A 12,974-nucleotide genomic window follows, 5' to 3' on the forward strand; every position below is an offset into this window, starting at 1 on the left:
AAGGTGCCGGATGCGCATCACATTTTCGGTCGCATGTGTCGCAGCGTCCTTGCAATTCGCGGCTCTTCTTGCGCCTGCCATCGCCCAAAATAGAGAAGAATTTATCACCAAGCCTGCGGCTTTGGTCGCCGATCAAATACCGGATATTCCTGTATCGATTGTTGAACAGACTCGGCCTTATATGGAATTTCGCACCGCCGGATTTGTTGATTGGGATCCCAAGACCAAGGCAATGCTGGTACGCACCCGTTTTGCTGATACCAGTCAGCTTCACCGCGTTGCATCCCCAGGCCGAACGCGCGAGCAAATTACCTTTGGCGAAGAGCCCGCACGCGGTGCCAGCTATGCGCCAGACGGATCTATTTTGGTGTTTCAAAAAGATATTGGCGGCAATGAGGTCAATCAGATTTTTGCGATGCAAGACGGCGTCCCCAAAATGCTGACCGATGGGAAAAGTCGTCACAGCCTGGGGCCGTGGGCCAATAATATGAATATGTTGGCTTTTGGATCGAACAAACGCACCGGGCTATATAATGATATTTATCTGATCAATCCCGCTAAGCCGGATAGCGAAGTCATGCTCATTGCTTCCAATGGTGGTGGCTGGTTCCCGATAGATTTTTCACCGGATGACAAATATCTGCTGGTTTTCAACTATGTTTCGGTGACCGACAATCAGCTTTATCTGATCGATATAGCCAATGGGACAGCCCGCAAGCTGACGAACAGCAACAACCCGGTTACCTATAATGGCCTGCAGTTCGCCCCGGACGGCGCGCTTTGGGCTGCCTCAGATGATGGCAGTGATGTCCAGCGGCTCGGTACTGTTGATCAACAAACGTCCGAATTTAATCCAATTATCAGTGAAAGATATTGGGACATATCGGATTTCGATATCAGCAAAGACGGCCGCTGGATTGCCTATCATGTCAATCAAGCCGGACAGTCTGTATTAAAAATTTACGATATGAAAAGCAAAAAAATCCGCACCGTCAGCGCATTGGCGCCGGGTGTGATTAGCGGTTTAAAATTCTCGCCTTGGGGCGCGTTAGGATTCACGCTAAATACCAACCAAGCGGGAAGCGACAGTTACAGTATAACCCCGGAAAATTTGAAGATTACGCGCTGGACCCAAAGCGAAACAGGCGGGCTGGATGCCAGTGACAATGTCATGCCGGAACTTGTCGAAATTCATAGCTTTGATGCCGAAAAAATGTCCGGCTTTCTCTATCGGCCCGATCCGCAAAAACATCCCGGCAAGCGGCCATTGATCATCAATATCCATGGTGGCCCGGAAGGCCAGGCCAAACCGCGCTTCCTGGGCCGCAACAATTATCTGATCAACGAACTGGGCATCGCCATTTTTTATCCCAATGTCCGCGGGTCAACCGGATTTGGGAAACGGTTCCTGGCGCTCGATAACGGACCCTTTCGCCGGGAAGATAGTGTCAAAGATATTGGCGCGTTTTTGTTCCACTTGCGCCGGGACTTTCGGATCGACAAGAGCCGCATTGCCGTCACCGGGGGAAGCTATGGTGGCTATATGACGCTGGCATCCATGCTGCGCTATGGTCGTCAATTGAGAGCGGGTCTGGAATCAGTCGGTATATCTAATTTTGTCACCTTCCTGGAAAACACCCAGCCCTATCGGCGCAATTTGCGCCGCTTCGAATATGGCGATGAACGGGTTCCCAAACAAAGAGCGAAGCTAGAGGAAATTAGCCCGTTGCGGCGGGCCGATTCAATCAACACCCCTTTGATGGTCGTCACCGGGCTGAATGATCCCCGCGTGCCAGCCAGTGAAGCCGATCAGATTGTCGCAGCTGTCCGCGCGAATAAACGGCCAGCTTGGCATTTGCTCGCTAAAAACGAAGGCCATGGCTTTCGCAAAAAAGCCAATGCGGACTATCAGTTCTGGGCATCTCTGCTATTCTGGCAAAAATATCTGCTAAACGGGGATAAGTGAATGGAAATACTGGTCTTCATGGGAGCAGTTATCCTGTTTGTGCTGGTTCTTGATGCCCGCAGTACCATCAAAGCTTTACGTTTGCGGATAGAAAATCTCGAAAATCAGAACAGCGCTGGACTGGCACCGGTACAAACGGCATCACCTGCGGATCCGGTAAGCCCCGCTATGCCTGATCCCGCAGCGGCTTCGCCAGTTAAACAAGCGGCCAAATCTGCCGCGAAACCCAAACGCATTGCGGAACCAGCGGCCGAACCATCGCGGCGGGTCTATGAGCCAAAAACAAAACCAAAGGAAAGCGTTGCCAAAACCGAACAACCCCGAGCACCTAAACCGAGTATCGCCAAACGCTTTGAAGATCTTATCGGTGGCAAATTGCCGATTTGGATTGGCGGCATTGCGCTCATATTTGCCGGATTCTTCCTTGTACGCTTTTCGATTGAAGCAGGCCTTTTTGGGCCAGTTGCCCGCTGCATCACCGCCGCATTTTTTGGCCTTTTGCTCATCGGATTGAGTGAATTTGGCTTTAAAATTCCAAAATTTGGTAAGATATTTACCGATGATCTGCGCATCGGTCATAGTATCGCCGGCGCTGGCATCGCGGTGCTATATGCCACGCTTTACATGGCGAGCGAGCTTTACGGGCTACTCGGCCTTTATCCGGCACTCGCTGGTCTGGTTGGCGTAACGCTTTTAGCCTTTTTATTGTCCCAACGTCATGGTCCTCCGACCGCGATAATGGGCTTATTGGGTGGTTTCGCTGCTCCCTATGTTGCAGGCCTCGGGCCGGAATCGGTGGCGCCGTTGCTTATTTATCTCGGAATATTTACGGCCGGATTATTTGGACTAGCCATTCATCGCGGCTGGGCGTGGCTTGCACTTTTGGCCACTGGCGGCAGTGTTTTATGGACAACAGCTCTATTATTCCTGGATATTGGTGAGGACATACCGTTTGTTGGGGCCTTTATCGTGTTGCTTGCCATTGGCGGCGTGCTGACGCTCTCGAGAACCGGAACCAGCTTCGGTATCCCTCAGTCGATATTGCAAGTCATTCCGCTGGCGGTTGGATTGCTGCAACTCATAACCTTAGCGCCGCTCATCGAATTTTCGATGTTAAGTTGGTTCTTCTTCGGTACGTTGGCCGTCTTTGCCATCACCTTGGCATGGCGCAATGCCAATCTTACACCCGCTGTTGCGGGAACATTGCTATTGTCGGTCGGGTTGATTGCCAGCGCCTATAGCGATCATGGCGCGGATCGGCTGCAGCTTTTTGCCACTCTCGCATTGACCCTGATTTTTACCGCGGCCGGGCATATCTTTGCCGCGCGCAGCAAAGACGGTTGGATATGGTCGCTCATCGGCGTGCTTGCGCCGGTAAGCCTCTTGTTGGTGACGTTCGTCTTTGGTGACTTAGATTGGACCGAAAATCATTGGGCCGTAATATGTCTGGCCACCGCCATTACAACAGCCATAATGGCTTGGCGCACCCGCGTATTTGATAAAATTCTTCCTCTCGCCTTTGCCAGCGGTCTCTCTGCCATCCTAGTCGCGATTAGCTTATGGACATGGACGCCGGACATTTTTGCGGCACTGGTTGCAACCGCAATTGCGGCGCTTCTGGCGATATGGGCGCGGTTCACAACTAGCCGGGCCATAATCGTCCAATCCGTTTCGGCCATTGCCGTGGCTAGTGTGCTCATGCTGGCCAAATCCGCTGGGTTGATCGAGGGATTGTTCGAATCCCTGATTGGAGAAACCGATCTCTTCCCTTATTTCCCAGAGGTCCGTCGGTCCGCTGTTGAGTTACTGCTGCCGGCCTTAGCCATTGTCGCCATTGCCTTTTTCTTCCGAGAAGAAATGAATAAAATAGGGTCGAGAATTGTTGCGATATCTGGTTGCACCGCCGTGGGCGGGTTTATCTATCTCTTGGCAAAACAGCCGTTGGCTCTTGGACCGATCGAGGATTTTGTCGCCTATGGATTTGCGGAGCGGGCCATATTTACGCAAGCACTGGCTTTGTCCGGCTGGTTGCTTTTGCGGCAATCCTGGAATGGGAAATTAGACGTTTCACTGCGTTCTCTTGGCTTTGCATGTGCTGGGCTGGCGCTGTTCCGGTTTGTTTATTTTGATATTTTCCTGCTGAGTCCAACGGCTGTTAAGCAAGCTTTGGGTCCAGCGCCAATCGCCAATTTGGGAACAATCCATTTTGCTATCGCAATGCTATGGCTATGGCTCTTTGCCAGAACCCGGGCATTGGGAGACTTATTGCCGAAAGCCGTGCGACCGCTGGAAATAGCCAGTTTGCTGGCGGCTATTCTTGTGGTGATGGTTACCGTTCGGCAAGCGGTCCATGGCTCGGATATTGCGACGCCGCCCTTTAGCTCCACGGAGACATATTTGTACAGCGCGGGTCTATTGGTGCTTGCAATTGCGTGGCTGGCCCGGGGCATTCAAACCAGCAATTCCTTGCTGCGCATTGCTGGTTTGCTGTTGCTGACGTTAGTCACCTTCAAGGTTTTCCTCATCGATGCGGCCCAGCTGGAAGGCTTGCTGCGGATTTTATCCTTCCTCGGGCTCGGCATCGCTCTAATCGGCATTGGTTGGATGTACGGAAAAATCATGCGATCAGACGAAGCGTTGCCGGAAGATTAGCTGTCGGTAAAATACTGCCGACAGGATTGGACAATCCATTCTCGTACCGCTTTGACTTCGGGATTGGTCCGATTGTCCCGGTGAAACACAATCCATGGTTTGCGCACCGGAATCGGAGGAGCGGCTATCGGGATTAAGTCATGTCGCCGTGCCAAAAAATCTGGAAGCATGGCGATAGCCGCCGAAGATTTTGCAATTTCCAGTAGCGCATAAATACTGCTCGACTGCACCGATAACGCTTGTTGTAGATCATGGCGTGTGGCCCAGACCACTTCGGGAATTTGACCATATTTTTCGTCGAGACCCGCAAGTTTTTCCGCCTGCAAATCCAATCGACGGGGATCACGTCCGCCAAGATAATCAGCAGATGCATATAGGCCAGCGGTGATTACCGGCAAGCGGCGAGCAATAAGACCCTCGTTTTTCGGACGCGCCAACCGAATGGCTATGTCGGCTTCTCTGCGGTTCAAGTCGGCCAATTCTGTCGACATCACCAGATCGACCATGATCTGGGGATGGTTTTTCCAAAGCCGCGGCAATTGGGGAGCAAGCACGGCGGAAACAGTGGTTTCGGTTGCGGACACACGAATAGGCAACGCGCTGCGGTCAGCTTTGAGCGAAAATGCCAGGCGCTCCAATTGGTAGAGATGATCTCCACCTTTTTGCGCCCGCTCTTCTATTTCTTTCCCTTCTGCTGTTAAACGAACGCCGCTCGGTCCGCGCTCGAGCAATTGCAAACCCGTACCCGCTTCCAAGGCATCAATTTTACGTCCCAAGGTTGCATTAGACATTCGCAATGATAGTGCCGCTGCAGATAGAGATCCTTTATTGGCCACTTCGAGAAAGCACCGCACCGTATCCCAATCAATAGCCATTTCATCTCTCGCATTCTAATTTTCAATTATGCACAATAAATATTCAAATTTGAAATAGCCGAGTCAATTGAAAATAGCCAATATTCCTCGATACCGTGCGGTTCGACTGCACAACCACCCCTTGCAACCGAGGATGCGGATCATGACAACGATGCAACAACTGACCTTCATAAAGCCCCAGCAGTTGGAATGGCAGGAAGTGGCGGCGCCGGCTATCGGCTCACCCGGAGAAGCCATCGTCCGGCCATTGGCGGTCACGCGCTGCGATCTGGATTTATACATGGCCACAGGCAGCTATCCGATCCAGGGGCCTTTTGCCTTTGGCCATGAAATTGCAGGAGAAGTCGTAGAAACTGGTGATGGCGTCACCCGCTTTGCGCCCGGTGATCGCGTGATTGTTCCGTTTCAGATAAATTGCGGAACCTGTGACAATTGCCGGCGAGGCTGGACCAATGCCTGTACCACCGTCGCGCCCTTCTCCGCATATGGTTTTGCACCCACTGGGGAAAGACTATGGGGCGGCGGTTTAAGTGACTTGATCAATGTGCCTTTTGCCGAAGCAATGTTGGTGAAAATTCCCGATACGGTGTCTTTGCCCGGAGCGGCAGCCATTTCCGACAATGCTGCAGATGGCTACCGCACCGTTGCAGACCCCCTAGCCCAGCGGCCCGGGGCGGATATATTAATCCTTGGCGGGCTGGCACAAAGCGTTGGCTTATTTGCCATTCAGGCCGCGCGCGCCTTGGGCGCTGGCCGCATCATATATCGCGATTTTGATGCGGGTCGGTTGGCCAAAGCAAAGGCCTTGGGTGCAGAAGCGATCCACACACAATATGGGCCTGACCTCAGAGCGGAAGAAGAATTTCCAATTGTTGTCGAAGCCGCCGGATTACCCGATGCCTTGACCTTTGCGATACGCTCAACACAGCCTTGCGGAATATGTAGCGGTGTTTCCGCAGGAACAAGTACCCGCGCCAATATCCCGCTGCGCTCCATGTATATGAAAGGAATTACCTATACGCTGGGACGCGTCCACGCGCGGGCGGAAATTGATCATCTGCTCGACTGTGCCCAGTGCGGAACCCTGATGCCCGATAAAGTGATCACCCGTTCGGTACCTTTTTCACAAGCCGCGGATGCTATGATGGAAAGCGACATAAAAATCGTGTTTGAAAGGGATTGACCTTGCCAGTGTCATCCGTGATCATCGCCGCGGATGACAAGCAAGGCCTATCGTACCATTTTCTTATATGCGTCGGGGTTGGCGCTAACGGCGTTTGCCCTGCAATGGCTGGAATATAAATTCTTTCTCAAAAACATATCGGTCGAAATTTATATTATCATTCTCGCCCTGATCTTTGTCACATTGGGCATTTGGGTTGGTCATCGCTTGACCGTCCAAGCCCCCGCCCAACCCTTTGAACGCAACCATCCGGCCATAAAATCATTGGGCATTTCGAATCGCGAACTGGAAGTTCTTGAGGCTTTGGCGCAAGGGCAATCGAACAAAGAAATAGCGCGAACGCTCGGCATTTCACCCAATACAATCAAAACACATGTCGCCCGTCTGTTTGACAAATTGTCCGTCGATCGAAGGGTGCGCGCGATCGAAAAAGCCAAATCCTTGCAGCTCATTCCCTAACCCATTTGACTGAATTTGCCTCAATCACCCATAAGGGTGATATCCTGAGGACGTGTTTTACGGCACTAAGAGGCTGTAAACAGGGAGGTAATCATGGCTATATTCACAAAATCGTCGCTAAAAATTGCACTTATATACGGACTGATTTCTGGCGCTATCATCATCAGTACGATGATCTTCGGCCTGTTGGCGAGCGACGGTCAGGGCTTCTTCGCCTCCGAATATTTCGGCTATCTTTTAATGCTCGTTGCTCTTTCGATGATCTTCGTGGGGGTGAAGCGCTATCGCGATACGCAATTGGGCGGTGTGGTCAAATTTTTCCCTGCTTTCGGCTTTGGCTTGGCAATCGCCGCAATCGCAGCGCTGGTCTATGTTTGTGTTTGGGAACTCTATTTATACAATACCAACTATGCTTTCATCGGACAATATGCCGCCGGGATTATTGAAGCGCGAACCGCCGAAGGGTTGAGCGGGGCAGAATTGCAAAATCTGATTGCAGACATGGACGAGATGGAGAGTAACTATGCCAAACCATATATCCGTTTGCCGATGACCTTTGTTGAAATATTCCCCGTCGGCTTCATCATCGCTCTGCTCTCAGCCACCTTGCTACGCAATCCCAAGCTCTTTCCAGCCAAGGGATAAGGCCAGTCACGAGGGACAGCTAGACGGTCTTCTGCTGGCACATTGGCCCGCACGGGCGGGCGGCTTGCCAATCATAGGTTGGGATGATTGCCAATGCTCGCGCGGATTGCATCCAAGGTCGGTTTGCGCAAAGCGGTTTTCTGATAAGCATAAGCCCGCGTTGACAAGGCCGTCAGCTGTCCAGCAATCGCCAAGGATTGCTCAACCACTTTTTCAGGGGCGCTGAGCATATCAAGATAGCCAGCATCCACTGCCCCTTTGGGGTTATAGATAAAGGCCTGGATCATCGCCCGGGTCAAATGCCGGGGGCTTAAGCGATCGCGGGCCAATTCCAAAGCGAAGACCGGCAAAGTCATTCCGGTTGCGGATTCATTGGCACCCAGTTTAAAATCACCATCCGCGCCTATACGTGTGTCACAGGCGAGAAGCAAAAAGGTTCCCATCGCAATGGCATGGCCGGTACAGGCCCCCACCACCGGCAATGGGCCGCCATAAAGACGCAGCAATAATTCACTGGCCCTATCCAGCAAAACGGCTGCGTCATCAGGCTTGAAATTCGCCATGGCTTTCAAGTCAAACCCGCCCGAAAAACGCCCTTCGCGACCGGCCAGAACAATCGCCTTGGCATCAGATTCGGCCTGATCAAGCGTATCATTAAGCGCCGCCATTAAATCAAAATTGACCGCATTGGCCTTGCCATCGTCCATGGTGATCAAAGCCACGTCAGATTGAATATCGACGGTAATGCTCATGATAAAATCCTCAATATTGAATTTAATCACTCGATTAAATCACCCAAAGCATGACCGTCAACTCTTAAATCACCCACTTTTCTGCCATTCCGCAACGATGATGGCGCGACGCAGCCTTGCCGTAACGGCATTTTTTGTTGGAAATTTTGAAAAAACTGGAGCGGGCGAAGAGATTCGAACTCTCGACCCCAACCTTGGCAAGGTTGTGCTCTACCCCTGAGCTACGCCCGCTCGGCGTTGCTGAGACATTGGGTTATAAACGTCGTCATCAGCAGTTGAGGCGCGCGGTTAGCATGGGTTATACAACCCGGCAAGCCCCATTTTTCAATCCATAGCGATGAAAAGTAAAAATATGCTTGGCTTTGCCGGGTCTGACCCCACATAAAGCACGCATAAATAAGAAAATTAGACACGAATTTCCGACAAATACCGCACAAGGCTCTATGAGAGGCGGAGACTCGGAATAGAAAATACAGGAGCAACAATTGGCGACAGCAGGTTTAACGGTGGACGAACAAAAGGCGGTTGAGGAATTTCAACAGGCCGTCGTTGCACCCAGCATGAACAAATTGGTGATTCTCGATTTCTGGGCAGAATGGTGTGGACCATGCAAGGCGCTCACTCCGGTTCTGGAGAAAGTGGCGGCAAGCTATGCCGACAAAGGTGTGATGCTGGCTAAGGTCAATGTTGATGAAAATAAATTTATCGCATCGCAATTTCAGGTTCAATCGATCCCTACCGTCTACGCGATTTTCCAGGGCAAGCCCGTTGCTGACCTCACATCCGCCCGCACCGAAAGCCAGCTGAGTCAAATTCTCGATCAGCTATTGGCCCAATTGCCGATCGGAGAAGCCGGAGAAGAACCGCAGCAGGATATTGAACCCTTGCTTGCAATGGGCGAGGAGGTTCTAGGCCAAGGTGACGGAGAACGGGCGGCGGGCATATTCGCACAAATTGCCGAAATGGCCCCTGATAATGCCGAAGCGGCCGGTGGACTCATCCGTGCACTGGTGCTGGCCGATCATCTCCCCGAAGCAGAAGCCGCGCTGACAGGCGTTTCGGAAGCCATGGCGAAAGACCCGGCAATAGAACGCGCAAAAGCGGCGCTTACGCTGGCAAAAGATCGCCCCGACAATAGCGAAACCCAAGCGTTGGAAGCGTCTGTATCAGCCGATCCTGGCAATCATCAGGCGCGCTTCGATTTGGCCAGCGCGATGATTGCGTCAGGCGATCATGATAAGGCCGCCGCCCATTTATTGGCAATTATCGCAGCGGACAAAGATTGGAATGATGGGGCCGCGCGCGCGAAATTGCTATCCCTTTTTGAGGTGGTTGGCTTGGAAGATGAATGGGTGGCGGCAACGCGGCGCAAGCTTTCCGCCATCTTATTTGGATAGATATGACCGAAACCAAACGCATCTCGATTTTTCCGCTGACCGGCGCTCTTTTGTTTCCCGGCATGCATTTGCCGCTCCACATTTTTGAGGAGCGCTATCGCGCGCTGATCAACGACGCTATGGCACGTGACAGACAAATCGGCATGATCCAACCGAAAGAAGAGGGCGATGTCCCGCAATTATTTGATATCGGATGCGTTGGAAAAATTGTGGATATAGAAGCCATGGATGATGGCCGGTTCAACATCGTTCTTGAAGGGCTTTCACGATTTCGTGTCATTGAAGAAATTGACGCGTCAACGGCCTTTCGCCAAGTTCGCGCGGAAATTGAAGATAATAGCGAAGAAGATGAAATTTTGGCCAGTGCGGAACGGGCTGCCCTTGAGATAGAGTCACGCAAATTTGCAGATTTGCAGGGCTATCAAGTCGATTGGGACAGTATTGGACGGCTGGATGACACATCATTTGTCAATGGCATCGCTCAAATAGCGCCCTTTGATGCGGCATCGAAACAGGCTCTGCTTGAAGTCGATGGTCTTGCCAATCGCGCCGAACTGATCATCCAGCTGCTCGAATTTTTTGGCCGGCAGGATGGCGATGAAGGCCGCGTCACCCTGCAATGAGCAATCAGCCAGCCCCTGGATTTTCCCCTGAATGGCTCGCTTTTTTGGTATGCCCGATAACCCGAACATCACTGGAATATGACGCCAAGGCGCAAGAATTGATCAGCGCAGCTGCGGGTTTGGCTTACCCAATAAAATTGGGCGTTCCGGTTCTATTGATCGAAAAAGCGAGAAAATTATAGAAAGCTGGCTTTGATGCCATCGACGACAAATTGGATCGCCAGCGCAGCCAAGATAACGCCTAATACTCGGGTGATAACTGTTTCGACTTTTTGCCCCATGATTTTCATCAGCGGCCCCGCAGCAATCATCGAAATTAGCATGACGAGTAAAATAACGCCCATCGCCGCCAACACGACAAGCTGTTCATTCCATCCATCGCTGCGCCCAATGAAAAGCATAAGTGCCGCGATTGATCCGGGACCCGCAATCATGGGCATTGCCATCGGAAATATCGAGACATCTTCAATTTCGGGCGTGTCGATAATTTCCTGCGCGCGCCCTTCGCGGCGCTCCGTCCGCTTCTCGAACACCATTTCAATCGCAATGATGAACAGCATAATCCCGCCTGCAATGCGGAAACTGTCCAGCGTCACCCCCATGGCATCGAGCAAGGCTTCCCCAAAAAACCCGAAAATTAGCAATATAATCGTTGCCACAAAAATGGCGCGAAACGCCATAGCGCGGCGTTGCGCTGGACTGGCATCGGTGGTCATGCTGGCATAAATGGCCGCGCATCCAGGAGGATCGATGGCCACGAAAAACGTGATCAATGCCGATACGAAAAGCTCAGTCATGAAGAAGGCGCAGCGATATCGTCAAAAACAACATCTTCCCATTGTTCGCCATTCCATAGCCTTACCAACAAGGAACGGGATTTATCTGCTGAGCTTTCTGCGCTCCAGAAAAGCGTGCGATCTGTTGAAAAACCAGACTTATTATTGTCGCCAGATGGTGCTGCGGCGATCGGGGTCGGAGTGGATTTGGCACAACTGGCCACACGCGTGTTGACAAAATCTGGCTCCGCCAACGGCTTGTCAACAGACGCACCATGATCAAAAATCCATTTCCATTCGACATCTTGACCCCGCAAACGGCGCTTCTGCGCATCTTGTTTTTGCCAGATGGTCGTGAAATAGCCATTGCCGCCTTCAGTGCCTTGCCAAGCGCCCGTGGCGACGCCCATATTGCCATCGCAGGACATGAACACCTTGTGGGTCTGCCATTCGACAGCTTTGGTGGGATCGGTTTTGCCTTTCAACCAAACCGGAGCGCTAACAATTTCAGGGGTGAACATGATAGCATCAGGTGCCGCGGTTTCGCGAAAGGCCGTCCATTGGCCTTTTTCTCGGGCTAGCCGCGCAAAAGCCAATTCGGCCTTCACAATATCACTGGGATTAGCAACCGGTTTACCCGCCGCGCGCACAAACCGTTCGCGATCCGTGGATCGCCCATTGCTCGCACAACTAGCCAATAGAAGAGCGATGCCCGTTGCCGCAAATAGCTGTTTCATGGATTAAAGTCCTTCAGGCTTAGCAAGGCCTGCACGCGCGGATGCGGCGACCAGCGTATTGCGCAATAGCACAGCAATCGTCATCGGCCCAACCCCTCCCGGAACAGGCGTGATCGCCCGCACATGATCCATTGCTTCCGCCGTGGCGACATCGCCGACCAAGCGGCCTTTTTCCTTGCCCGCTTCGGGAGCGAGCCGATTGATACCAACATCAATCACCACCGCGCCCTCTTTCAGCCAATCGCCTTTGACCATTTCCGCGCGCCCCACGGCTGCGACCACAATATCGGCCCGGCGAACCACATCAGGCAAGTCACGCGTGCGGCTATGGGCCATTGTAACCGTGCAATTTTCAGCGAGCAGCAGCTGCGCCATGGGTTTGCCGACCAAGATAGAACGCCCGACGACCACCGCGTTGAGGCCCGACAAATCCCCCAATTGATCTTTGAGCAGCATCAGGCTGCCAAGCGGTGTACATGGGGTGAGCGCGTCTTCACCATTTGCCAGACGGCCCGCATTGATAATATGCAGACCATCAACATCCTTGTCCGGGTCAATCGCCATGACCACGGCTTTTTCGTCAAGATGACCGGGTAAAGGCAATTGCACCAATATACCGTCCACGGCATCATCAGCATTGAGTGTTTGGATGAGTGCTATCAATTCGGCTTGGGCCGTATCATCCGGCAAGCGATGTTCAAAGCTTTCCATAGAAGCGGCAATAGTCGCCTTATGTTTGGATGCGACATAGACTTGGCTGGCTGGATCATCGCCAACCAAAACCACGGCTAGCCCAGGCGCACGGCCAGCTTCCTTTCGAAATGTGGGGACGGCATTTTTGACCCGCTCTCGCAATCTTGCAGCGAAGGCTTTGCCATCGATAATTTTTGCCCCGCCATCGGTCATGTA

The 12,974-nt window shown here is 52.2% G+C and carries 13 protein-coding genes and 1 tRNA gene; 8 read left to right on the forward strand and 6 right to left on the reverse strand.

Annotated features, from left to right (window positions below; genetic code table 11):
• Positions 1-10: 10 nt before the first annotated feature.
• On the forward strand, positions 11-1,966 hold the full coding sequence (locus tag ABJU74_RS05185; RefSeq protein WP_348383095.1) for a prolyl oligopeptidase family serine peptidase: 1,956 nt from the start codon (positions 11-13) through the stop codon (positions 1,964-1,966).
• Positions 1,967-4,618 carry a DUF2339 domain-containing protein gene (locus ABJU74_RS05190; RefSeq protein ID WP_348383096.1) on the forward strand — a complete coding sequence of 884 codons (2,652 nt, stop codon included), beginning with the start codon at positions 1,967-1,969 and terminating at the stop codon, positions 4,616-4,618.
• On the opposite strand, the gene ABJU74_RS05195 is transcribed toward ABJU74_RS05190, so the two are convergent.
• Positions 4,615-5,493, reverse strand: a complete 879-nt coding sequence (locus ABJU74_RS05195) for a LysR family transcriptional regulator (RefSeq protein WP_348383097.1) — start codon at positions 5,491-5,493, stop codon at positions 4,615-4,617. The two genes, ABJU74_RS05190 and ABJU74_RS05195, sit on opposite strands and share 4 nt — an antisense overlap.
• A 142-nt stretch (positions 5,494-5,635) precedes the next feature.
• Between ABJU74_RS05195 and ABJU74_RS05200 the strand changes: the two genes are divergently transcribed.
• From ABJU74_RS05200 to ABJU74_RS05210, 3 genes are all read left to right on the forward strand, one after another.
• Positions 5,636-6,676 (forward strand): alcohol dehydrogenase catalytic domain-containing protein, encoded by a 1,041-nt coding sequence (locus tag ABJU74_RS05200; RefSeq protein WP_348383098.1) that lies wholly within the window; start codon positions 5,636-5,638, stop codon positions 6,674-6,676.
• Between the two features lie 33 nt (positions 6,677-6,709).
• Positions 6,710-7,135 (forward strand): LuxR C-terminal-related transcriptional regulator, encoded by a 426-nt coding sequence (locus ABJU74_RS05205; protein WP_348383099.1) that lies wholly within the window; start codon positions 6,710-6,712, stop codon positions 7,133-7,135.
• A gap of 93 nt (positions 7,136-7,228) precedes the next feature.
• Positions 7,229-7,780 (forward strand): DUF4199 domain-containing protein, encoded by a 552-nt coding sequence (locus ABJU74_RS05210; protein WP_348383100.1) that lies wholly within the window; start codon positions 7,229-7,231, stop codon positions 7,778-7,780.
• Positions 7,781-7,851: 71 nt separating this feature from the next.
• Here the strand turns inward: ABJU74_RS05210 and ABJU74_RS05215 are convergent, their stop codons facing one another.
• Both ABJU74_RS05215 and ABJU74_RS05220 read right to left on the reverse strand, forming a co-directional pair.
• Positions 7,852-8,532, reverse strand: a complete 681-nt coding sequence (locus tag ABJU74_RS05215; protein WP_348383101.1) for a crotonase/enoyl-CoA hydratase family protein — start codon at positions 8,530-8,532, stop codon at positions 7,852-7,854.
• 156 nt (positions 8,533-8,688) lie between these two features.
• Positions 8,689-8,763: transfer RNA gene (locus tag ABJU74_RS05220), tRNA-Gly, on the reverse strand.
• Between the two features lie 254 nt (positions 8,764-9,017).
• Between ABJU74_RS05220 and ABJU74_RS05225 the strand changes: the two genes are divergently transcribed.
• Genes ABJU74_RS05225 through ABJU74_RS05235 form a run of 3 tightly spaced genes read left to right on the forward strand, consistent with a single transcriptional unit; the run spans position 9,018 to position 10,734 of the window.
• Positions 9,018-9,929: a tetratricopeptide repeat protein gene (locus tag ABJU74_RS05225; protein WP_348383102.1), complete on the forward strand. Its 912-nt coding sequence runs from the start codon at positions 9,018-9,020 to the stop codon at positions 9,927-9,929.
• 2 nt (positions 9,930-9,931) lie between these two features.
• Positions 9,932-10,552 carry an LON peptidase substrate-binding domain-containing protein gene (locus ABJU74_RS05230; RefSeq protein WP_348383103.1) on the forward strand — a complete coding sequence of 207 codons (621 nt, stop codon included), beginning with the start codon at positions 9,932-9,934 and terminating at the stop codon, positions 10,550-10,552.
• On the forward strand, positions 10,549-10,734 hold the full coding sequence (locus tag ABJU74_RS05235; RefSeq protein WP_348383104.1) for a Trm112 family protein: 186 nt from the start codon (positions 10,549-10,551) through the stop codon (positions 10,732-10,734). The genes ABJU74_RS05230 and ABJU74_RS05235 overlap by 4 nt, the downstream gene beginning before the upstream one ends.
• Here the strand turns inward: ABJU74_RS05235 and ABJU74_RS05240 are convergent.
• The 3 genes from ABJU74_RS05240 to folD are packed head-to-tail and all read right to left on the reverse strand — an operon-like array spanning position 10,729 to position 12,971.
• On the reverse strand, positions 10,729-11,349 hold the full coding sequence (locus tag ABJU74_RS05240; RefSeq protein ID WP_348383105.1) for a MarC family protein: 621 nt from the start codon (positions 11,347-11,349) through the stop codon (positions 10,729-10,731). The genes ABJU74_RS05235 and ABJU74_RS05240 overlap by 6 nt on opposite strands.
• Positions 11,346-12,065 (reverse strand): hypothetical protein, encoded by a 720-nt coding sequence (locus ABJU74_RS05245; RefSeq protein ID WP_348383106.1) that lies wholly within the window; start codon positions 12,063-12,065, stop codon positions 11,346-11,348. Before ABJU74_RS05245 ends, ABJU74_RS05240 begins: the two co-directional genes overlap by 4 nt.
• Before the next feature lie 3 nt (positions 12,066-12,068).
• The gene (gene folD / locus ABJU74_RS05250; RefSeq protein WP_348383107.1) at positions 12,069-12,971 is read right to left on the reverse strand and encodes a bifunctional methylenetetrahydrofolate dehydrogenase/methenyltetrahydrofolate cyclohydrolase FolD; all 903 of its coding nucleotides are present in this window, start codon (positions 12,969-12,971) and stop codon (positions 12,069-12,071) included.
• Positions 12,972-12,974 lie beyond the last annotated feature (3 nt).

The sequence above is a fragment of the Parasphingorhabdus sp. genome, assembly GCF_039982415.1.
GTDB lineage: Bacteria > Pseudomonadota > Alphaproteobacteria > Sphingomonadales > Sphingomonadaceae > Parasphingorhabdus.

Excerpts from the sequence above, each read along its gene's own strand:
- ABJU74_RS05185 (WP_348383095.1), top strand. The coding sequence starts at position 11 with ATGCGCATCACATTTTCGGTCGCATGTGTCGCAGCGTCCTTGCAATTC.
- ABJU74_RS05190 (WP_348383096.1), top strand. The coding sequence starts at position 1,967 with ATGGAAATACTGGTCTTCATGGGAGCAGTTATCCTGTTTGTGCTGGTT.
- ABJU74_RS05195 (WP_348383097.1), bottom strand. The coding sequence starts at position 5,493 with ATGGCTATTGATTGGGATACGGTGCGGTGCTTTCTCGAAGTGGCCAAT.
- ABJU74_RS05200 (WP_348383098.1), top strand. The coding sequence starts at position 5,636 with ATGACAACGATGCAACAACTGACCTTCATAAAGCCCCAGCAGTTGGAA.
- ABJU74_RS05205 (WP_348383099.1), top strand. The coding sequence starts at position 6,710 with ATGACAAGCAAGGCCTATCGTACCATTTTCTTATATGCGTCGGGGTTG.
- ABJU74_RS05210 (WP_348383100.1), top strand. The coding sequence starts at position 7,229 with ATGGCTATATTCACAAAATCGTCGCTAAAAATTGCACTTATATACGGA.
- ABJU74_RS05215 (WP_348383101.1), bottom strand. The coding sequence starts at position 8,532 with ATGAGCATTACCGTCGATATTCAATCTGACGTGGCTTTGATCACCATG.
- ABJU74_RS05230 (WP_348383103.1), top strand. The coding sequence starts at position 9,932 with ATGACCGAAACCAAACGCATCTCGATTTTTCCGCTGACCGGCGCTCTT.
- ABJU74_RS05235 (WP_348383104.1), top strand. The coding sequence starts at position 10,549 with ATGAGCAATCAGCCAGCCCCTGGATTTTCCCCTGAATGGCTCGCTTTT.
- ABJU74_RS05240 (WP_348383105.1), bottom strand. The coding sequence starts at position 11,349 with ATGACTGAGCTTTTCGTATCGGCATTGATCACGTTTTTCGTGGCCATC.
- ABJU74_RS05245 (WP_348383106.1), bottom strand. The coding sequence starts at position 12,065 with ATGAAACAGCTATTTGCGGCAACGGGCATCGCTCTTCTATTGGCTAGT.
- folD (WP_348383107.1), bottom strand. The coding sequence starts at position 12,971 with ATGACCGATGGCGGGGCAAAAATTATCGATGGCAAAGCCTTCGCTGCA.